Origin of the sequence: Sphaerospermopsis sp. LEGE 00249, from assembly GCF_014299995.1 — a bacterium.
Taxonomy (GTDB): Bacteria; Cyanobacteriota; Cyanobacteriia; order Cyanobacteriales; family Nostocaceae; genus Sphaerospermopsis; species Sphaerospermopsis kisseleviana.
On sequence record NZ_JACJUZ010000008.1, the window covers coordinates 1 to 21,798 of the forward strand.

A 21,798-nucleotide genomic window follows, 5' to 3' on the forward strand; every position below is an offset into this window, starting at 1 on the left:
TGTCTTTGACAATCTTGGGAAATGAATTTATAATCATGATCAAATCAATATTTTGATATAGCTTGCTCAAATTTTAATATATTTTGGGCTATTTTTATCACAGATTTCTTAACATTCAACACTTCTGATTAGAAGAATATGCAAGAGATATACAAAGACTTAATAATGATCAACAAAAAAAAGTTGAAACACTAACCGGATATATTTTTAATGATTTTTTTCAAAAACAAGGTCAATCTTGTATGAGTCGAGAAGAAGCAGAACTTCTTATTAAAGAAATAAATGATTACCTTTTTAGAGAAAAGAACCCTCTTGATACAGACTTAAAGAATTATCCACTCCATTTAATAGTTTGCTCCTATAAGAAAAAGCTGAATGAAATCAAACATGATGATGAGAGAATAAAAATCCCTAGTAGTATTCTCTGGCATTGCGCCCAAAACATGACATATCCAGAATTTTACCGCGCTTGGCATGGCAACAAAACCACAATTAAAAACCTAGAAAACCAATTTACAGATACCCATTCTCTCCTCACCAAACTCCAACCCACAAACAAAACATATCCCCTTCCCCTCAACCTCAAAACCCTGGAAAACGAAACAGATATCATAGAAATATCTCAAGAAATTTGCAACCAAATTTACCTCACAGCATTTACCGCACCTGAAGAAATTCCCACAGTAAACAACGCACCTCAACTAAAAAGCAAAATTCCCCAAATCAAAAAACATCTAAAAACCGAAAACCTAGCTTTAATTATCAACAACTGCGAACCAAACGACACTATCATCAACTTCTGTAATAAACTCACAGATGTATTACATATCGCCTTCATCACAGAACAACCATTAAACCCACCATTAAGAGGTTTTCCCCAACAACAAAACCTACTCAATACTATTCAAAATTGGATTAATGAGATAGAATAAAAAATTGAAAACCCCTACTCAACAACTCATCAAAAAACTAATCCCATCAAATGCAAATTACCCAACCTCTCCACACCGCCATCCTCGTCACCAACCTAAAACGCTCAGAACACTTTTATGGCACAATATTAGGACTAGCAAAAATTGACCGCACCCTTAAATATCCCGGTGCATGGTATCAACTCGGTAACTATCAAATACATTTAATAGTATCCCCAACCGTCCCCACAGACAACCAAAACGAAAAATGGGGACGTAACCCTCACATTGCATTTTCAGTTGTGGACTTAGAAGCAGCAAAAACAGAATTACAAAATCATAATTACCCATTTCAAGAAAGTGCTTCCGGTCGTCCTGCCCTCTTCACAAAAGACCCCGATGGCAATATTATTGAACTTAGTCAACAATAATAGTCGTAGGGGCGAAGCATTCGGAAAATAGCTTTGGAGAAAAATTGATAATTTATCGCCCGAATGCTTCGCCCTTGGAGAAAAATTGATAATTGTTCGTCCGAATGCTTCGCCCGTACAGGAGTCAGGAGTCGGAATATTTGCTGATATCAGGAATATATAGATAGGAATTACGCAAAATCTCTATTATACTCTCTTCCCTTCGTGTCCTTTGCGTCCTTCGTGGTTCGTTTCTTCCTTCTTCCTTTTATCTTGCAAATATATCAACACTCATGCAAAATCTCTCTTATACCCTCTTCCCTTCGTGTCCTTTGCGTCCTTTGTGGTTCGTTTTCCGTGCTTGAATTATCCGTAATTCTCAAAAGATATCTAATTCTACATTTCCCAACAGCACCCCATTAGGTAAAATAAACATCTATTTGCAAAATTGTAGTCCAAAACAAACAGGGGAACTATGGCGCGTCTGGCATTGCTGAGTGTATCTAACAAAACTGGTATAATTGACCTAGCCCGCAGCTTGGTTGAGGAATTTGGCTTTGATATCATCAGCAGTGGGGGAACAGCCAAAACCCTGAAAGATGCGGGAATCCCGGTTACAAAGGTTTCAGATTATACAGGTTCACCCGAAATATTAGGCGGTCGGGTAAAAACTCTCCATCCCCGCATACATGGCGGAATTTTAGCACGGCGCGATTTAGAACAAGATGTCAAAGATTTAGAAAATAACCAAATTCGTCCTATTGATCTCGTCGTCGTTAACCTTTATCCTTTTGAGGAAACCATTGCTAAACCTGGTGTCACCTTAGCAGACGCAGTAGAACAAATTGATATTGGCGGTCCGGCAATGTTACGCGCTTCATCAAAAAACTTTGCCCATCTTACAGTATTATGTGATCCGGCTCAATATGATGAGTATTTGCAGGAATTACGCCAAAATGGCTCTGCTTCTTTAGAATTTCGCCAAAAATGCGCTTTAAAAGGATTTTTGCACACCGCAAGTTATGATAACGCCATTGCAGCTTATCTAGCTGGTACGCAAAGCGAAGGTTTACCAGAAACTTACACGGTTTCCGGTACACAAATTCAACCTCTGCGTTATGGAGAAAACCCCCATCAACCCGCTGCTTGGTATCAAACGGGAACTAAACCCACTGGTTGGGCAGCAGCAACGAAACTGCAAGGTAAGGAACTCAGTTATAATAATTTGGTAGATTTAGAAGCTGCACGACGCATTATTGCTGAATTTACTGAAAGTCCGGCAGCGACAATTATTAAACATACTAATCCCTGTGGAACTGCGGAAGCAGAAACCATTTTTGATGCTTATCAAAAAGCTTTCAATGCTGATTCTACATCAGCTTTTGGTGGTATTGTGGCTTTAAACCGAGCTATTGATGCAGCGACAGCAACAGAATTAACGAAGACATTTTTAGAGTGCGTGGTTGCACCGAGTTGTGATGAAGAAGCCAAGGAAATTTTAACTAAGAAAGGTAATGTGAGAGTTCTGATTTTACCAGATTTGCTCACTGGACCGAAAGAAACTGTGAGAGCGATCGCTGGTGGTTTCTTGGTACAAACTGCGGATGATATCGTTGCCGATACCGCTAAATGGCAAGTTGTCACCAAACGTCAACCCACACAGGCAGAATTAGCAGAATTATTATTTGCTTGGAAAGTTTGTAAACACATTAAATCTAATGCTATTGTCATCAGCAAAGATAGAACGACTTTAGGAGTAGGTGCGGGACAAATGAACCGGGTAGGTTCGGCAAAAATAGCACTGGAACAAGCGGGAGAAAAAACCCAAGGTGCATTTTTAGCTAGTGATGGTTTCTTCCCCTTTGATGATACCGTGAGAACCTCAGCCGCAGCCGGAATTACTGCTATTGTGCAACCAGGGGGAAGTCTGCGAGATAAAGACTCTATCAAAGCTGCTGATGAACTGGGTTTATTGATGGTTGTCACTGGTGTTCGGCATTTCTTACACTAATTTAGGTGATTGGTGATTGGGAAATAATTAATCCTGTAAAATCGGTATGTATTTTGTGATGGAAAATAATAAACATTCCCAGTCCCCAGTCCCCAGTCCCTAACATGAGTGCAGTTGTAAAAGTGGCACTCAATAGATCCGTTTTTTGATCGGTACAGTTAACATGATTTTTGTGTGTGAGCAAGTCCTAAGTTGACAATTTCATAGACAAAACTATACTTGTATTGACAAAAATCAATATATTTTTAGGAAAAAATCAACTACTTGATATATAATACGGTGATATCAAGTATTGAATTGAGACTATTGCCGACGCGAAAACCAAGCAATGATGGTGGTAGTCTTTTTCAGAAACTTAATTGGAACACAATCGCGTCTGGCTAAGGCGTGAAAGTCTACTGAGGGATAACTGCTCCCATGCTCCCGTTGAAGTAGAAAGTAAAGTCTAGTTTTGTCTAGGTTTTATATAGCAGTAAGTTGAAACTAAAAAACGCTTGGGGTGGAAACACGGCAACACTCCCAGGCGTTTTTTATTTGGCTGTATTTTCCCTGCAAACGATATATTTAATTTACTAATATAAAATTTCCAAGAAAACTCTTGCTATTCTATTGAACCAGTGATATATTCTAGTTGTGTGTGAGGAGCAAAGTTCAAAAAGCGTCTGGGGTGGAAACACGGCAACACTCCCGGACGTTTTTTGCATAGTATGAAATATAAAAACCAATATTAATATCTATGCCAATTTATCTAAAATGTTTTTCCACTCAATTTCAGAAAGTGGTTGTATTTCAACCCGCATATTAAAACTATCACAAGCTGCATCAATTAAAGTATTAATAATCGTTTCTTGATCTAAATTCTCAGGTAGTTTCACAGGTGTAAAAGTATCTTTACCAAAGACTTGTTTAAATAAATCTGCATCTGGGTGTAAAATTATAGAACCATGTTGTAAAATTGTCTTTCCCCGTCGCAGTTGGGCGCTACCAATTAATTTACTACCATCTGCTAAAATTAAATCTGCACCTGTGGCAGTTGCAAAACAGTTAGGGTTGTGAATATAACCACGGCCAGCTTGACCATAGCTTAACTCTACACCGAGCGATCGCCATCCAGCAATCAGAAATTCACAAATCTTTGTATAAGCTTGTAAACGACTACCCGGTATTTCTGAAGTTATGACTGCGTAGGTTAAATCTCCTTGGTGTAAAACTGCTCTACCACCACTAGGACGACGTACTAAATCCAGTTTATCACCATCCCCAGTTAAATTGGTGGTGAGATTTTCCCAAAATTCCGGGTATTTTTTTTGATGATAACCCAAAGAAATCGCAGGAGGCGACCAAGTATAAAACCGCAGAGTTGGGGGGTGTTTTCCTGACTCATGCTGTTCTAGCAACCATCTATCAACTGCCATTTGTATTTTACCAGCAGCTGCAAAATAAGGAATTAGTCGCCAAACCTGTTTTACCACAAAATCTATCTAAAATCCAAAATCCAAAATCCAAAATCTAAAATCTAAAATCCAAAATTGCCTATGCTGCACCAAACTCATCTATCAAAGGCTCATCATAGTTATCCGCGATGGTAGCAACAATAGTAATAATACGGGAAATTTCCCCTGGTGACAATTCTGCTACAGTGCGTGTGGAAATGACAACCACCTGATTTTCAATAATACCAAAACGAGCTTCCAAGGTAACGGTACAGTTCAACTCTAACAGATAACGCATTAATTTGGGTTCATCTTTAGCGGGTAATTTCAGCACCCCAGCCCAAACCGTGATAGTATCTTCATCACTAGAACCTGTGAGTTTTACGAATACTTCCACTGTTCCATATTTAAATTTCCACAGATAAGCGCCATCTGGTGAATGGCTAACCATTGCGCTATCATCCTGTTGTAAGGTGCTAATGACGTTTTCAATTAATTCTACATGATTAAGACCGGATGTTTCCGCAATCAGTTCATCAACTAATTCATCAGGAGTTAGGGTTTCTTGGTAGCTTGTCATACAGATTTTTTCCTCAATATAGTTACTGCTTGAAGCTACAACTACTTTATCGTTTGTAGCTAAAATTGGCTTGAGTTAGAAGTTTAGGGAAGAGGGAACAGGGAACAGGAAAGAAGAAATAAAGGCAAAAATCAAATATGATTTCTATATTATATCTTGGAATATACCTAATTATCAATATTTTATGCAACAAATAATACCTAGCAATCATGTTTCTATTTCTCCAAGTTTACAAACAAGTGTCCGCAAATTAGCAATAAACCCCAATCACTGGTATGTAGTTGCACGGAGTAAAGAGGTTACAAATAAGCCATTAGCTGTAACGATTTGGAAACAGGCGATCGCACTTTATCGAGATAGTACAGGAAAAGTTCACGCCTTAGAAGATCGTTGTCCTCATCGTCAAGTTAAACTGAGTCATGGGCAAGTAATAAAAAACGAATTAGAATGTGCTTATCATGGTTGGCGGTTCAATAGTGAAGGTGAATGTGCAGCAGTTCCCTATTTAGCAGATAATCAAAAATTACCAACTTGTCAAATTCGCCGTTATCCTGTGAAAGAACAAGATGGTTTTATTTGGTTATTTCCGGGCAATAAAGAACCAAATATAGAACCAATGGGTTTACCAGAATGGGATAATTTAAATTATATTGCCACAGTTTCCGTGATTCAAACTCAAGCCCATTATTCTTATTTAATTGAAAATTTGATGGATATGTATCACGGACATTTGCATCAAGATTTACAAGCTTGGGCGGAAGCATCACTGCAAAATATTGATGAAGATGAAAATAAAGTTCATGCCCATTATACAGCCCAAAGTTATTATAAAATAGATAAAATTTGGTCAATCTCCCAATTATTTTTTCCTGCTTTGCGTCGGTTGCATCCTGAACCACTAGATGTGAGTTATGTTTATCCTCATTGGGTTTCTACCTTGGGTAATGATTTTAAAATTTACTGTTTATTATGTCCAGTAAACGAGACAGAAACTAAAGCCTATTTAATTCATTTTACCTCACTCAATGCGTTTTGGAGATTACACAAATTACCTGTATGGTTTCGGCGGTTTATTAAAGATAGCTTATTTGGTGCAGCACAGAAATTACTTGACGGTTTGGTGGTACAAGATGTAAAAATGATAGAAGAAGAACAACAAGCTTTTTTACAAAATCCAGAAATTAGAAATTATGAATTAAATCGAGCTTTGGTAAGTGTGCAAAAATTGATGAAAAATCAAGTTGAAAAATCAAGTTGAAAAATTGGGTGAGGTGTTGATACAGTAGGAGTCAGGAGTCAGGATTAAAATACAAAATCCCTGACTCAAGAAATCAGGGATTAGAAAACAGCTATTTTTTTTAGCATTTCCCTCACGCTAAAGCGGAAGCTTGAGGTTTCGCAAAAATCATTCTCCCTGCTGAGGTTTGTAAAGCACTGGTGACAACTACCCGTAGTTCAGCACCCACAAAACCGCTTCCTTCCTCAACAACTACCATTGTTCCATCATCAAGATAACCAATACCTTGAGTCGGTTCTTTACCTTCTTTGAGAATTTTCAAATCAATATTATCACCAGGTAAATAAGAAGGACGCACCGCATTTACCAAGTCATTAACATTCAAAACTGGGACTTTCTGCACACTAGCAACTTTTGATAAATTGTAGTCATTAGTTAACAGTGTTCCGTTAATTTCTTGGGCAAATTTTACCAGTTTTGCATCAACTGTATGAATCTCTTCATAGTCTACAGAATTAATTACAATCCTTTCTGGGTAAGTTTCCCGGATGCGGTTGAGAATGTCTAAACCTCTTCTACCTCGCACCCGTTTTACATCTTTACTGGCATCAGCGACTTGTTGCAGTTCCTGTAAAATAAACCGGGGGACAATTATTACTCCTTCTAAAAATCCCGTTTCTAACAATGCTTCAATGCGTCCATCAATAATGCAGCTAGTATCTAAAACTTTAGTATTTGCAGGTTTGAGAGTTCCTTCCACTACTAAAGTTTCCACAGTGTTAGGATTAATTAAGCGTAATAAACCCCGTCCGTGGGTATCTGCTAAATTCATACCCGTTACGGAAAGGATGATACTGCCAACAACGGCTACTATAGGTTTAATAAAGCTGAAATCTGCGGGAATGGGTAATAAAAATAGCGGGGCTAACATTAAATTAGCCAGTAACAACCCAATTACTAAACCAATGGCACGAGTTAAAATGACTTCTAGAGGCATTTCTTTCACTTGTGCTTCTAAGCGGCGGTAGGTAGTCTGGAAACTTAAACCCACTGCACCACCGATGATAGCAGCAAAGACAGCAACAACTAAGCGTAAAGCGTCTAGGTTGGTTACTCCGTCAAGAGTTCCAGGGGGGAGGAGGTCGGTACTGAAATAACCGATTCCCGCAGAGGCGATAATAAATGAGAGAATGATAGTGAAATCAAGCATGATAATGTTTCCTGCGACTGTGTTTACCCATTAGAGTAAGGTATTTTTTATTTCAACGGTGATTGCTTGGGGAATATGAACTTACACTATAGGTTTACCAGTTAATACAATTATGCAAACATTATACCCAAAGACTTTTCCTTGCATAATTATTATTATTTTTGTTATCAAAAGATGAATTGTTGTAAAGAAACTGAGAATGGGTAATTGGTAATTGGTGATTGGTAATGGGCAATTTATCACCTAATGTAGATATTAAATAAATCTAAAATCTCAAATCTAAAATATTATGAGTTTTTCTGTTCCTACTGCTGCTTATGTACATATTCCTTTTTGTCGGCGGCGGTGTTTTTATTGTGATTTTCCGGTATTTGTGGTAGGTGATCGCTCACGGGGTGAAACATCACATACAATTAGTCAATATGTTGAGGCAGTTTGTCAAGAAATAAACTCTGCATCCACTTTTAATCAACCTTTAAAAACCATTTTCTTTGGTGGTGGTACACCTTCGCTGCTATCTACAGAACAATTACAACAGATTGTAACAACATTAGAAAAGCGTTTTGGCATTGCATCTGGGGTAGAAATTTCAATGGAAATGGACCCTGGTACTTTTGATTTAGCACATATCATAGGATATAAAAATGCAGGTGTGAACCGGGTAAGTTTAGGTGTGCAAACGTTTCCAGCAGAATTGTTAAAAATTGCAGGGCGATCGCACTCAGTTGAAGATATTTTTGCAGCTATTGATTTAATTCACCAAGTCGAAATACCCGAATTTAGCATAGACTTAATTTCTGGTTTACCACATCAGTCTTTAGATCAATGGGAAAATTCCCTAACTAAAGCGGTAGAAATTGCCCCTACCCATATTTCTATTTATGATTTAACCATAGAACCGGGTACAGCTTTCGGACGTTATTACCAACCAGGAGATCAACCGCTACCGACAGATGAAACCACTGTCAAAATGTATCAATTAGGGCAAAAAATATTAACAGATGCAGGTTATGAACATTATGAAATTTCTAACTATGCCAAAAGCGGACATCAATGTCAACATAATTTAGTTTATTGGCAAAATCTGTCTTATTACGGTTTCGGAATGGGTGCAGCTAGTTATGTACAAGGTAAACGCTTTACCCGTCCTCGTAAAACCAAAGAATATTATCAATGGTTAGAAAATGGTGCAATAATTGATTGTGACATCACACCTATAGAGGAAGAATTGTTAGAAACTTTAATGCTGGGTTTGCGTTTAGCATCGGGTTTGAATTTAAAGACGTTAACCCAAAAGTTTGGTACAGAAAAAGTAGAAAAAATTAAACAATGTTTGCACCCTTATTTTGATCAAGGTTGGGTACAAATTATGGGGGAAAAATTGCGGTTAACTGATCCTGATGGGTTTTTATTTTCTAATGTTGTGTTAGCAGATTTATTTGATAAAATCGGAGAATAAGATCAATTTTGAGTAAGCATTCAGCTATCAGTAATCAGTAATCAGCTTAAACCTATAATATAGATAGGAGTTGCTGAGAAAGTCTTTTCGTGGAGGTAGGGAATAGGGTATAATCCTGTAAATTTCGATTTATAATATAATTATCCCTTGGATTATTCTAAAATCTATCATAACATAACCCTCTCAGAAGTCAAGACCCTTGAAATTACGTTGAGTCATTTGCAGCTATTCTCAATAATTTTGGGTGAAAAATGCGGGGTGAAACTTTTTTGGGAAAATTGAGTTAAGAATTGTTAAATGGAACTGTGGCACAAAAAAGCCAGATATTTTCCCTACTTGGTCATATTCCCGAAGCGATCGCTCATCATCATCCCAAAGTTGCAATGATGATTCTTTATTTTCCCCAGTAGTGGGTGATTGGTGATTGGGGACTGGGTAATCAATTTAAAATTTGATCTTTCCCCATCGCTAATCACCTGTTTCTCAATTAATAGCCCCTATTAATTTAAATCAAATATCCCATTTATTCAGATAAAAACTAATAAACTAATCCGCGTTTATCTGCGTTCATCTGCGTTTTCTATTCTATATTATCTATATTAATAAATTCCAATAAAAAATCTGATCCAGTGGGAATTTCAGTTTTTGGGTATATAACACCCTTGGATTATTCTCAAGACTATCATAACACAACCCTGTCAGAAGTCAAGACCCTTGAAATTACGTTGAGTCATTCGCAACTATTCTCAATAATTTGAGGGTAAAAACGAGTGTTGAAACTTTTTTGGGATTTTTGGGTCAAAATCATGTTAAAAATTGTTAAGCAAAAAACGCAGATGATCAGAAAGATTTGCGATCGCTCATAATCAACCCAATGTTGCTATGATAATGGTTTATTTTCGCCAGTAGTAGGTGACTGGGGACTGTTGACTGGGAAGAGAAGCAGGGGAAGCAGGGGAAGAATATTGAACTTTTACCTTTTACCTTCTGCCTCCTGCCTCCTGCCTTCTGCCTCCTGCCTCCTGCCTCCTGACTCCTGACTCCTGACTCCTTTGAAATTATGCTTTATCCCGTTGTTTGGCAGAATAACTCAGTTTTACTCATAGATCAAACCCGTTTACCAAATGAGTATGCAGTGGTAGAAATTAATCGTAGCGAAGACATGGCCGAGGCCATTATAACTATGATAGTTAGAGGTGCGCCGGCTATTGGCGTTGCTGCTGCTTATGGGATGTATTTGGGTGCAAGGGAAATTGAAACCAGCGATCGCACGGAATTTTTAAACCGTTTAGAACAAGTTGCCCAGTTATTGCGTTCTACCCGTCCCACTGCGGTAAACTTATTTTGGGCAATTGGGAGAATGATGCAAACAGCTTATGAAACTCTGGGAACAATAGCAGAAATTAAACAAATTCTCCTAGAAACTGCCCAAAATATCAACGCTGAAGATATCCAAACCTGTGAAAAAATCGGTGATCACGGTTTAACAGTTTTACCCAAAACCCCAGAAAAGTTAATCATATTAACTCACTGTAATGCCGGTGCTTTAGCAACCGCTGGTTATGGTACTGCTTTAGGTGTAGTGCGTTCTGCTTGGAGAGAAGGAAGACTCACACGAGTATTTGCAGATGAAACCCGTCCCCGTTTACAAGGTGCAAAACTCACTGCTTGGGAATGCGTACAAGAAGGAATTCCCGTTACTGTAATTACTGATAATATGGCCGCCCATTGTATGCAACAAGGTTTAATTGATGCGGTGGTTGTCGGTGCTGATAGAATTGCTGCCAATGGAGATACTGCTAATAAAATCGGTACTTATAGTTTAGCAATTGTAGCTAAAGCTCATAATATTCCGTTCTTTGTCGCTGCACCGATTTCTACTATTGATTTTACCTTAGCTAATGGTAGTCAAATTCCTATTGAAGAACGTCATCCTTCAGAAGTTTATCAAGTTGGTGATACTGTTTTGACACCTTCAGGAGTAGAATTTTATAATCCTGCTTTTGATGTTACTCCCGCAGATTTAATTACAGCCATCATTACAGAAAATGGTGCTTTTGCTCCAGGGGATTTGGTAAAATGTCATCATAATTCGTGAGCAATTCAATCAATACAAGACTTACGCAAAACAGAACAAAAGTAGGGGTAATTCATGAATTACCCCTACGCAAGAATCAGGTTTTTAGTCCAATCTTGCGTAAGCCCTACAATATTATTTACCCAGAATGACGGTCTATTTCCTGAAGCTGTCCTAATTTTTTAATTACCAATCCTTTTGCAATGGTAGTTAAAACTGGTTTGATAATTGAAGGTTTGATCAAACCAGAATTTTTTCATTCGGGACTATCCCAATTTTGAAAAAATAATTGTAGCAACACCAAAAACTCTCGTTTAACTCTCTTACCTTTGTGTTCTTTGCGCCCTTTGCGGTTCAATCATATCAAGGCTTAGAGCATTTGATTTCGTTGGTTAATTTTTTTAGGATTGATTAACATTATACATATTTATTATATAGTATCATATACTGGTACTCTCATCTAAGAAAATTTTAGCTAATCGTAAGATTTTGTAAAAAATTAATTGAGTTTTGACAAAACGTTATAAATTACCACCCATGAAAAAATTAATTCCCACACTCACCTTAATTCTTTCCTGTATTTCTTTGGTTAGTTGTAGTAATGCACCAACCGATACAACCACAGCAACATCAACTAATAATACTGTAGAATCTCAACCAGAAAATTCACCCACACAGGAAACAGAAAAGGAAAATAAAACAGAACCCAAAACAGAAACAAAAACAGAAACAGATAAACCAGAGAAAATAAAATCTGCACCGCAAACAGTCAGCAAAACCACCATCAAAAATAAATCACCGCAAGTTGGTACAGTTAAAGAATTAGTCAATGGTGATTTAATGTGTTATGTCACCTTAGTAGATGAACAAGGTAAAGAAAACCAAGTTGGTGCGAGTTTTGATATTTGTGCAGAAGAAGGAAAATTTTTAAATAAAAAAGTCCGTGCTATTTTCACAGTAGAATCAGTGAATGATTGTGAAAGTGCAGAACCTTGTGGAAAAACTCGTCAAGAATCTATAATTACTAAAATGGAGGTTTTAGAAGATAAAACAACAGCAAAAACCGAAACCAAACCTCAAGCAAATAAAACCCAAACCATTAGTAATGGAGAGTGGAAAATTACTATTGGTAATGCTGACTCTTGGACAGGAGTTAATAATACAGGAAACTTGACATATAAAGGATGTGATACAAAAGGTAACTGTCTTGAATTAACAGGTGGTAAAGTTTCCTGTCGTGATGGAAAATGTGTTACAGGTTGGAGAAATGGAGATTATGTTTACATTTTAGAACAACCGATTACAGAAGATGGAAATGCGGATTCAACTTTAATCGTAAGAAAAGGTGATCAAGAAATTCTCAAAGCGACAGGATTAAAATAAGTAATAGGTTGGGTTGACAAAAAGAAACCCAACATTACTCATTTTCTTCCTTTGTGTACTTTGCGTACTTTGCGGTTAATTAACCCAAAAATCTGGAAACTACACCGAGAAAAGATGAATAAATAAAATGATCTAACTTCTTGTTAGGTTACGCTGTCCCTTAACCCAATATACATTAAATTAGATTAAACAGGAAAAATTCTTTCTCCACTACCCGGATCAAAAACAAATAAATGATTTAAATCGAAATGCAAATGCAACTTTTCACCGGGATGTAAACGCACACCCCCACCCACTTGAACATTGATAAAACTAGAAGAATTAGGTAAACTCACACGAATTAAAGTTTCTCTTCCCAAGGGTTCAACAACTTTAACTTCTACTGCAAGGGTTGAATTTTCTGGTTGAATTTCTGCTTTACTAATACTAATATGTTCAGGACGAATACCCAAATTACAAATTTGTTCAGGGTGAAAATTCAAAGCTGCTTTGATATTTTCAGGAACAGCTAATAGTTGACCACTAATACCAAAATTATCACCTTGATAAATAGAGGGTAAAATATTCATAGGCGGATTACCCAAAAAAGCTGCTACCATTTCATTAGCAGGTAAAGCATAAATACTTTGAGGATCGCCAATTTGTTGAATTCGTCCCCGATTTAACACTACAATTTTATCAGCTAAAGTCATGGCTTCAACTTGGTCATGGGTGACATAAATTGTCGTAATTCCCAATTCTTGATGTAATTGTTTTAATTCTGCTCTGGTATCATCTCGTAATTGAGCATCTAAATTAGATAAAGGTTCATCGAGTAAAAATAATTGAGGTTGACGTGCGATCGCTCTTCCTAATGCTACCCTTTGTTGTTGTCCTCCAGAAAGTTGTTTAGGTTTTCTATCTAACAGATGTTCCAAAGACAGCGATCGCGCAACCGTTAACACTCGTTCTTGAATAGTTTTTTTATCCACCTTTCGCATTTCCAACCCAAAAGCGATATTTTGAGCTACCGTCTTATGGGGATAAAGGGCATAATTTTGAAATACCATTGCTACATCACGCGCTCTGGCTGGGATATCATTAACCAAGCGATCGCCTATATATAAATTTCCAGAAGTAGCAGTTTCCAAACCTGCGATAGTTCGTAAAATCGTAGACTTACCGCACCCCGAAGGACCAACTAAAACCCAAAACTCACCATCAGGAATTTCAAAGGTGATATCCTCAATCGCGGTGACATTGTTAAATTTACGTTTAATTTTATCTAAAACAACTTTAGCCATTTCTAATAATTGATAATTGATAATTGATAATTGGGCATTAGGCATTGGGCATTGGGCATTGGGTTATTAATCTTCCCATGCTCCCCCTGCCTCCCCTGCCTCTTCCCTGTCACCTGTCACCTGTCACCTGTCACCTGTCACCTAACCCCACGCAGGATGAGATAAAAGAGAAGCCATTACCCGCACCCCGCGCAGTTGGTTAGAAAGGGGTAGATGACCTCTAGGGGCGCTTAAATCCCAGGTAAACTCGTTGGGGTAGCGAGTCCATTTATTGCCATCCTTCCAGCCGATTTTTGGCCATAAAGTTTCCCAGTTTCTACCCACCCCCAACCAAATTTCTCGCTGTACAGAAAAACCAAACTTGCCTTCGGAGTAGACAACCCAAAGATGATTAATTGTTTGTAGATCTTTGATGGGGAAATTTTCCACTTCAGTAAAATACAACCATTTTCTTTGTACTGCTTGGGGTCCTGCCATTTCGCACATTTTTTGAATTGTCAGCAGATCAGCAGCTTGAAACTCCTGCTTGATGAGTAATTGTTGCAAAGAATTGTAACTGATCCCACGATCTGATTTTAGAGGTACAATTCCTTCAGGAAAGTGAGTTTCTAGAAATTCCTTAGCCGTAGGTGCATCAGAATTGTAGATGACTTGGTAAGCTTTACCATCAATCCAAGTTGCTTGAGTGTCACGACGTTTCAACAAAAATTCCTGCAACACCTCTAAACCCTCATTACCCAATTTAGCTAATTGTGGGATGATTTGTTGTTGGACTTTTTCGGACCCAGCGATTAACTTTTGGCGCAGGGAGTCGATGTCATTAGCAGTGCCTGATACAATCATTGGGTCTGTCATGCCATTACTCGTGTTAGCGTTTCAGTGAACAAACGAATCAGCTATTGGGCATTCTACAAAATGAAGCACAGATAGCGAAAAGTAGTTTACTATTTTTGACCGGACAAAGTAGCGCCGGTTTAACTGCAATCTACGTCTGAGCTACCAATAATTTACCAGGTAAAGCAGGGGATGATCTGCGCCTCAAAGAAAGGGCAGGGGAAGCAGGGGAAGTAAGGGAAGCAGGGGGAGAATATTAACTTTTGCCTTCTGTCACCTGTCACCTGTCACCTGTCACCTGTCACCTGTCACCTGTAACTCCTTGAAATTATTCTATTTGGAATGTGTTAACTATGTACGACAAGATTACCCCCCCGACAACTGGCGAAAAAATTACCTTCAAAAATGGTGAACCCGTTGTTCCTGACAATCCTATTATTCCCTTTATTCGTGGTGATGGCACAGGTATTGATATTTGGCCAGCTACAGAAAAGGTGCTGGATGCTGCGGTAGCAAAAGCATACAAGGGTAAAAGAAAAATTAGCTGGTTTAAGGTTTATGCTGGTGATGAAGCTTGTGATTTATACGGCACTTACCAGTATTTACCCCAAGATACTCTCACCGCTATTAAAGAATATGGCGTTGCTATCAAAGGACCTTTGACTACTCCCGTAGGTGGTGGGATTCGCTCTTTAAATGTGGCATTACGTCAAATTTTTGACTTGTACGCCTGTGTGCGTCCTTGTCGTTACTATGCAGGAACTCCTTCCCCACACAAAAACCCGGAAAAATTGGATGTGATTGTTTACCGGGAAAATACGGAAGATATTTATTTGGGGATTGAATGGAAACAAGGTAGTGAAATAGGCGATCGCCTCATTTCCATTCTCAACAATGAACTTATCCCCGCTACCCCAGAACACGGTAAAAAGCAAATTCCCCTGGATGCAGGTATAGGAATTAAACCCATCAGTAAAAGCGGTTCACAACGTTTAGTTAGACGTGCCATCAAGCACGCTTTACAACTGCCCAAGGCCAAGCAACAAGTAACATTGGTGCATAAAGGCAATATCATGAAATACACCGAAGGCGCTTTTAGAGATTGGGGTTATGAATTAGCAACCAGCGAATTTCGTAATGAATGCGTTACCGAAAGGGAATCTTGGATCTTAGGAAATAAGGAGAAAAACCCTAACATTTCCTTAGAAGAAAACGCCAGAATGATCGATCCTGGTTTTGATGCTTTAACCCCAGAGAAAAAAGCACAAATTGTTAAAGAAGTGGAAACAGTTCTGAACTCAATTTGGACAAGTCATGGTGATGGAAAATGGACAGAGAAAATCATGGTAAATGATCGCATTGCCGATAGCATTTTCCAACAAATTCAAACCCGACCAGATGAATATTCAATTCTGGCTACAATGAACCTCAACGGTGATTATTTATCCGATGCTGCTGCTGCTATTGTTGGTGGTTTAGGTATGGGACCAGGGGCAAACATTGGCGATTCCTGCGCCGTTTTTGAAGCTACCCATGGAACAGCACCAAAACACGCCGGTTTAGATAAAATTAACCCCGGATCTGTGATTCTTTCCGCTGTCATGATGCTAGAATATATGGGTTGGCAAGAAGCCGCAGATTTGATTAAAAAAGGTCTAGGTGCAGCCATAGCTAATGGTGAAGTTACTTATGACTTAGCGCGGTTAATTGAACCACCTGTAGAACCTTTGAAATGTTCTGAATTTGCTGAGGCAATTATCAAACATTTCGGTTAATTGCGGTTAATTTCTATTAATTAAAGGGGCGGGTTTTACCCGTCCTGTTTGTCAGAATCAGGATGTCCAGGATTTGAGGATGAACAGGATTGGATTAAGAAGATGTATAAAAATTATATTTGAGTCATAATATCAATAATATCTGTGTTGAAAAGGAGAATAGATAATTATGGTAATGACACCAATTAAAGAAGATGTATTAAAAAAGTATTCCTTAGAAGATTGGATGCAAAGTTCCCCAGAGGGTACAGAATGGGTAAATGGGGAATTATTGGAGAAAGAAGAAGTGACATTGAAACACAGTCGGGTACAAGCAAAACTAGCTACTTACTGCAGAAATTACAAAGATTCTAGTGAACAAGGTGGAGAAGTGTATACAGAAGCACCCTGTCGTACAAATCAACAAGGCCGTCGTCCTGATGTTGCTTATCTTACCCCCGAATTGATACAACAATTTGGTGAACCTGCTGTTTTACCTCAAAGTTTTCCCCTCGTAGCAGAAATTATTTCTTCTACAGATTTAGCAGAAGATAGGATTGCTAAATCTCAAGAATATTTGCAATCAGGAAGTGAGGAAGTTTGGTTAGTCTTTCCTGAAAATCGGTGGATTATTGTAATTACTCAAAATCAACGTCTTGTGTTTATTGCTGGTGAAATAGTCAGGACTCAAATTGTATTACCAGGGTTTAATGTTGCGGTTAATGAATTATTGGGTTAAGACAGAAAATTAAGATTTAAAAGTAGTATAAAAACGATAAAAGTAGTATTTAAATAGGGTGATTTTTTATGGTTATCAGTCCTTTAAAACTCAACCTAGACGATGTTAACTTAACTGATGAACAGTTTTATCAACTATGTCAAAAAAACAGTGATTTGCAATTTGAACGCACTGCAACTGGAGAATTAATTATTATGCCACCAGTGGGAGGAGAAAGCGGAAATAGAGAAGCAGAATTTATTATAGATTTAGGTATTTGGAATCGGCAAACAAAACTCGGTTATACTTTTAGTTCTTCCACTATATTTAAATTACCAAATGGGGGCGATCGCTCTCCTGATGCAGCTTGGATTAAAAAAGAACGTTGGGAAGCATTAACACCTGAACAAAAACGAAAATTTCCCCCTATTGCACCAGATTTTGTCATTGAATTAAGGTTAGTAACAGATAGTTTAGAAACTCTGCGTCAGAAAATGCAAGAATATATGAATGCAGGGGTAAAAATGGGATGGTTAATAAATCCGCAACAACAACAAGTAGAAATTTATCGTTTAGGAAAAGATGTGGAATTGAGAAATTTACCCACAGAATTATTAGGGGAAGACATATTACCAGGATTTAGTTTGAGTTTAGATTGTTATTAAAATCTCAAGTAAAGTGTTATAATTTTCATATCTCAACTAGTGGATACAATCATGATTGAGCAACTTCTAATCAATAGTGAAATTGATAATTGTGATGTACCAGATGCCAACTTGCTAGTCACTGAAGATGATACACCTGTGGATAATCTCGCATCTGAAAAACAACAACGCCTTTTAGTCGGTTCTCTTTACAGTTCTTTACAAAATCAGATTTTTTTAGCAGCAGCTAATGTAGGTGTTTATCATACTTATGGTGAACCTGCCATAGTTCCTGATATATTTGTCAGTTTTGATGTGAAAACTCCTGAAAACTGGTGGGAAAAACAAAATCGTTGTTATCTAGTTTGGAAATTCGGTAAATCACCAGAAGTTGTCATTGAAATTATATCAAATCGAGAAGGTGAAGAACTAGATAAAAAACTGCAAATTTATGAAAAAATGCGAGTTTCTTACTATATTGTATATGACCCACATCAAAATTTAGGAGCAGAAGTTTTAAGAATTTATTCTATTCAAGGTAGACGTTACGTAGAAACTACAGATAAATGGTTAGAAGATATTGGTTTGGGTGTAACTTTATGGAATGGAGAATTTGAAGGTAGAAATGATTCTTGGTTGCGTTGGTGTGATCAAAATGGTAATGTTTTACTAACTGGTGATGAACGTGCGAAAATAGCAGAAGAACGCGCTGAAAATGCAGAAGTTCGCGCTCAATTACTAGCAGAAAAATTAAAGGCTTTGGGTGTAGACCCTGATAGTATTTAAGTGTGATTTTAGGATTCTAAATTTAAAGGATGTGATTTTTCAACCCAAAGCCGAAATAACTCGACAATAATTCTCCATCTTCCCTGATTTTCTGCAATCACATCATGACGGGTTAAAGTATCTAAAGCTGTCTGTAAATTACTTTCATCTATTCCCGTCAACTCAACCAAATCATTTAAACTTAACCCTTGGGGATATTTTGCTAGATGAATTAAAATTACTTGTTCAGTATTACCATTTTCCCCAGCTTGACCCCAAACACCATTAAAATAATTACTACCTCTGGTAAAAAATTCCGGTTTATTCACAACTGCTTCTACATCTTCCACTGTAAAAACTGCATCGCGGTTTCTTACTTGTTCAAACACAAAATCATTATATAATCGTACTAAATGATAACCTATTAACTGCACTAAATAAGGTTGTCCGTGGGTTAAATCATAAATTTTATCTAGTGCTTCTGGTGTGTAGTCTAATAAAAAATCTTCAATAGCTGGGTTAGCTAGAATTGTTTCAGGAACTCACCTCCTACTGTGGAGAGGTACAATTCATCATTCCCTAATCTATTTTTGCAGTTATGATCTAAAACAGTGTGCAAATCTACCAACTGCAAAAAGACTTATGAGTTTAAATCGTCGTCATTTCTTGGTTTTACTGGGTGCTAGTGCGGGTGCTTTTCTTCTCGATAGTGGTGCTTCTGCTGAAACTTCTCCCCCCAGAATATCAACTATTGAACTACCTCCTTTACCCTACGCTTACGACGCACTAGAACCACATATTGATACAAGAACAATGCAGTTTCATCACGATAAACACCATGCAGCTTATGTGAATAACTTAAATAAAGCTTTGGACAAATACCCAGAACTGAAAAACAAAACTGTTGAACAACTACTGCAAAATCTGGATAATGTCCCCGCAGATATTAGAACTACAGTCAGAAATAATGGTGGTGGTCATGTTAACCATTCAATGTTTTGGAAAATCATGAAACCTAATGGTGGTGGTGAAGCAACTGGAGAAATAGCAACTGCAATTAATAAAACTTTTGGTAGTTTCGCAGATTTCAAAAAACAGTTTAATGAAGCTGGTGGTGGTCGTTTTGGTAGCGGTTGGGTTTGGTTAGTTCGCAACAAAAATGGTAAGTTAGAAATTACAACTACTGCAAATCAAGATAGTCCTTTAATGGAAGGTAAATATCCCATTTTTGGTAATGATGTTTGGGAACACGCTTATTATTTAAAATATCAAAATCGTCGTCCTGAATATTTAGATGCTTGGTGGAATGTGGTTAACTGGGATGAAATTAATCAACGGTTTGCAGATGCAAGTAAAATAGAGTAATTCGTAATTCATAATAATTCATAATTCATAATTGGTAATTGATTTATAAACACAACCAATTACCAATCACCAATCACCAATTACCCATTACCTAATTTACAAAGGTTTTTGTGTTGGTATACCCACAGGACGAGGAAAACTCACAGGTGTATGTTTCACCTTCCTTAAATATAAACAATGACGAATACTATTACTTAAAGGAGTGGTAAATTCATCAATTAATTCAACTTCTCCCCCTAAATGATGTACCGCATTTTCTAAACTTTGATTTTCTTCCTTTGTCCAACTTCCCCGATAAATAACTGCTAAACCACCTTTTTTCACTAAAGGTAAACTATATTCAGCACAAGCAGAAACACTACCCACTGCACGAATCACAGCTAAATCATAATTTTCTCTATGTTTACCTTCCTGTCCAATTTCTTCCACCCTCCCCACAATTGTTTTCGCATTGATAAGAGGAAGATCCGTTAAAACAGAGTCAATAAAATTAATTTTTTTGCGAGTAGAATCTAACAAAGTCACCTGAGAATTAGGGAAAATAATCGCAATTGGTAAACCAGGAAAACCCGCACCAGTACCAATATCAATTACTGATGCACCTGGATGAAGAGAATCAATAAAATCCTGTTTTGGTGCAACTCCCCTTAACGAATCCCAAAGATGTTTTTCCCAAAATTCTGACGCTTCAGTAATGCGCGTTAAATTCACATAACGATTAGCTTCAATAACCAATTCATAGAGTTTTTGTAATTGATTTTGTTGGTCATTTGTTGGTTGCCAATTTAACGTTTCTTGCCAAACTTCCACCATTTCAGGTAAACTAAATACGGACTCTAAACTCATATTCACTCAATTAATTATCTCAAAATCTTTGCTTTCTTCTCTGCGACTCTGCGCCTCTGCGTGAAACTTTTTAAGTTTTAATTCAAATGTTTCACTTCCCAACTGTTTCTGCAATTTTCTTTTCTAAAGTTTTAGGATCAACAGATTCCAAAACACCATGATTTAAAGTCCAACAACTGTCCGCTATTGGTAACATATCCCCTGCATCATGTGTAACAACTAATAAAGTCCAATCTTTTTTCAATTTTGCTAATAAATTTATTAATTGACGACGAATAGACCAATCTAAACCGGCTGTAGGTTCATCTAATAATAATAAATTTGGTTGGCGAATTAATTGAACTGCTAAAGCTAAACGTCTTTGTTGTCCACCGCTTAAAGCATGGGGTGAGGTAGAAAATGATAAATGATCTAATCCTACTTCTCTGAGTGCTTGATGAACTCGTTCTGTACCTAATTCGGGATGTCCTAAACGCAATTCTTCCAAAATTGTACCACCGCAAAAGTGCCTTTCGGGAAATTGAAAGACAATTCCCGCTAATTGTTGCAGTTGTTCTGAGATTAGTGGTTGTTCTCTCCAAAATGCAGCACCGGAGGTAGGTTCAACTAATCCTGATAAAATTTCTAATAAGGTGCTTTTACCAGAACCACTAGGACCTATGACTAAACCTAGCTGCTGTGGTGGTAATTCCAGGTTAATAGATTTAAGAATTGCTGTGGGACAAGCTGTGGGGTGATAAGTTAGATTTCTGAGATAAAGCATTTGTTAAAATTACCAGATAGTCAGCGAACAACTGATGAACAACTGATGGACTAAAAGCAAAGTTACGTAACCAAAACCTGATCCAGCAGCAACAAACATTCAACTTTTTCTATTT

20 protein-coding genes are annotated in these 21,798 nt (G+C 37.5%); 12 read left to right on the forward strand and 8 right to left on the reverse strand.

The window, feature by feature from the left end; translation table 11 throughout:
- The first annotated feature begins 242 nt into the window (after positions 1–242).
- From H5968_RS04490 to purH, 3 genes are all read left to right on the forward strand, one after another.
- Complete coding sequence (locus tag H5968_RS04490) at positions 243–932, forward strand: hypothetical protein (protein ID WP_187039030.1); 690 nt, start codon at positions 243–245, stop codon at positions 930–932.
- A gap of 50 nt (positions 933–982) precedes the next feature.
- Positions 983–1,342, forward strand: coding sequence for a VOC family protein (locus H5968_RS04495; RefSeq protein WP_187038960.1), 360 nt, complete (start codon positions 983–985; stop codon positions 1,340–1,342).
- Positions 1,343–1,796: 454 nt separating this feature from the next.
- Complete coding sequence (purH, locus tag H5968_RS04500; RefSeq protein WP_187038961.1) at positions 1,797–3,332, forward strand: bifunctional phosphoribosylaminoimidazolecarboxamide formyltransferase/IMP cyclohydrolase; 1,536 nt, start codon at positions 1,797–1,799, stop codon at positions 3,330–3,332.
- 734 nt (positions 3,333–4,066) lie between these two features.
- On the opposite strand, the gene H5968_RS04505 is transcribed toward purH, so the two are convergent.
- On the reverse strand, positions 4,067–4,747 hold the full coding sequence (locus H5968_RS04505) for a biotin/lipoate A/B protein ligase family protein (RefSeq protein WP_187039020.1): 681 nt from the start codon (positions 4,745–4,747) through the stop codon (positions 4,067–4,069).
- A gap of 118 nt (positions 4,748–4,865) precedes the next feature.
- The gene (locus H5968_RS04510) at positions 4,866–5,345 is read right to left on the reverse strand and encodes a YbjN domain-containing protein (protein WP_187038962.1); all 480 of its coding nucleotides are present in this window, start codon (positions 5,343–5,345) and stop codon (positions 4,866–4,868) included.
- A 184-nt stretch (positions 5,346–5,529) separates the two neighbouring features.
- On the opposite strand from H5968_RS04510, the gene H5968_RS04515 reads away from it, so the two are divergent.
- Positions 5,530–6,603, forward strand: coding sequence for an aromatic ring-hydroxylating dioxygenase subunit alpha (locus tag H5968_RS04515; protein ID WP_187038963.1), 1,074 nt, complete (start codon positions 5,530–5,532; stop codon positions 6,601–6,603).
- 112 nt (positions 6,604–6,715) lie between these two features.
- On the opposite strand, the gene H5968_RS04520 is transcribed toward H5968_RS04515, so the two are convergent.
- On the reverse strand, positions 6,716–7,792 hold the full coding sequence (locus H5968_RS04520) for a PIN/TRAM domain-containing protein (protein WP_096571940.1): 1,077 nt from the start codon (positions 7,790–7,792) through the stop codon (positions 6,716–6,718).
- A 289-nt stretch (positions 7,793–8,081) separates the two neighbouring features.
- Here H5968_RS04520 and hemW point away from each other — a divergent pair, with 289 nt between their 5' ends.
- The 3 genes from hemW to H5968_RS04535 all read left to right on the forward strand — a co-directional run bounded on the left by hemW (position 8,082) and on the right by H5968_RS04535 (position 12,711).
- Positions 8,082–9,251, forward strand: a complete 1,170-nt coding sequence (gene hemW, locus H5968_RS04525) for a radical SAM family heme chaperone HemW (RefSeq protein WP_187038964.1) — start codon at positions 8,082–8,084, stop codon at positions 9,249–9,251.
- A 1,060-nt stretch (positions 9,252–10,311) separates the two neighbouring features.
- A complete protein-coding gene (gene mtnA / locus H5968_RS04530; RefSeq protein ID WP_187038965.1) occupies positions 10,312–11,349 on the forward strand; it encodes an S-methyl-5-thioribose-1-phosphate isomerase in 1,038 nt (345 codons plus the stop codon).
- A gap of 489 nt (positions 11,350–11,838) precedes the next feature.
- Complete coding sequence (locus H5968_RS04535; RefSeq protein ID WP_255427046.1) at positions 11,839–12,711, forward strand: hypothetical protein; 873 nt, start codon at positions 11,839–11,841, stop codon at positions 12,709–12,711.
- A gap of 185 nt (positions 12,712–12,896) precedes the next feature.
- On the opposite strand, the gene H5968_RS04540 is transcribed toward H5968_RS04535, so the two are convergent.
- A complete protein-coding gene (locus H5968_RS04540; protein ID WP_187039022.1) occupies positions 12,897–13,994 on the reverse strand; it encodes an ABC transporter ATP-binding protein in 1,098 nt (365 codons plus the stop codon).
- Between the two features lie 141 nt (positions 13,995–14,135).
- Entirely contained in the window at positions 14,136–14,849 is a 714-nt protein-coding gene (locus H5968_RS04545; RefSeq protein ID WP_187038966.1) for a GUN4 domain-containing protein, read from the reverse strand.
- Between the two features lie 332 nt (positions 14,850–15,181).
- Here H5968_RS04545 and H5968_RS04550 point away from each other — a divergent pair, with 332 nt between their 5' ends.
- From H5968_RS04550 to H5968_RS04565, 4 genes are all read left to right on the forward strand, one after another.
- Positions 15,182–16,603, forward strand: a complete 1,422-nt coding sequence (locus H5968_RS04550; RefSeq protein WP_187038967.1) for an NADP-dependent isocitrate dehydrogenase — start codon at positions 15,182–15,184, stop codon at positions 16,601–16,603.
- 169 nt (positions 16,604–16,772) lie between these two features.
- A complete protein-coding gene (locus tag H5968_RS04555) occupies positions 16,773–17,321 on the forward strand; it encodes a Uma2 family endonuclease (protein ID WP_187038968.1) in 549 nt (182 codons plus the stop codon).
- Between the two features lie 68 nt (positions 17,322–17,389).
- Complete coding sequence (locus H5968_RS04560) at positions 17,390–17,965, forward strand: Uma2 family endonuclease (protein ID WP_187038969.1); 576 nt, start codon at positions 17,390–17,392, stop codon at positions 17,963–17,965.
- Positions 17,966–18,016: 51 nt separating this feature from the next.
- Positions 18,017–18,730 (forward strand): Uma2 family endonuclease, encoded by a 714-nt coding sequence (locus H5968_RS04565; RefSeq protein ID WP_187038970.1) that lies wholly within the window; start codon positions 18,017–18,019, stop codon positions 18,728–18,730.
- 8 nt (positions 18,731–18,738) lie between these two features.
- On the opposite strand, the gene H5968_RS26040 is transcribed toward H5968_RS04565, so the two are convergent.
- Positions 18,739–19,098 carry a helix-turn-helix domain-containing protein gene (locus tag H5968_RS26040; protein ID WP_370569745.1) on the reverse strand — a complete coding sequence of 120 codons (360 nt, stop codon included), beginning with the start codon at positions 19,096–19,098 and terminating at the stop codon, positions 18,739–18,741.
- A 253-nt stretch (positions 19,099–19,351) separates the two neighbouring features.
- Here H5968_RS26040 and H5968_RS04575 point away from each other — a divergent pair, with 253 nt between their 5' ends.
- Positions 19,352–20,074: a superoxide dismutase gene (locus tag H5968_RS04575; protein ID WP_222620556.1), complete on the forward strand. Its 723-nt coding sequence runs from the start codon at positions 19,352–19,354 to the stop codon at positions 20,072–20,074.
- A 96-nt stretch (positions 20,075–20,170) separates the two neighbouring features.
- Here the strand turns inward: H5968_RS04575 and rsmG are convergent, their stop codons facing one another.
- Both rsmG and H5968_RS04585 read right to left on the reverse strand, forming a co-directional pair.
- Positions 20,171–20,920, reverse strand: coding sequence for a 16S rRNA (guanine(527)-N(7))-methyltransferase RsmG (rsmG, locus tag H5968_RS04580; RefSeq protein WP_187038971.1), 750 nt, complete (start codon positions 20,918–20,920; stop codon positions 20,171–20,173).
- A 91-nt stretch (positions 20,921–21,011) separates the two neighbouring features.
- Positions 21,012–21,683: an ABC transporter ATP-binding protein gene (locus H5968_RS04585; protein WP_096571929.1), complete on the reverse strand. Its 672-nt coding sequence runs from the start codon at positions 21,681–21,683 to the stop codon at positions 21,012–21,014.
- Positions 21,684–21,798 lie beyond the last annotated feature (115 nt).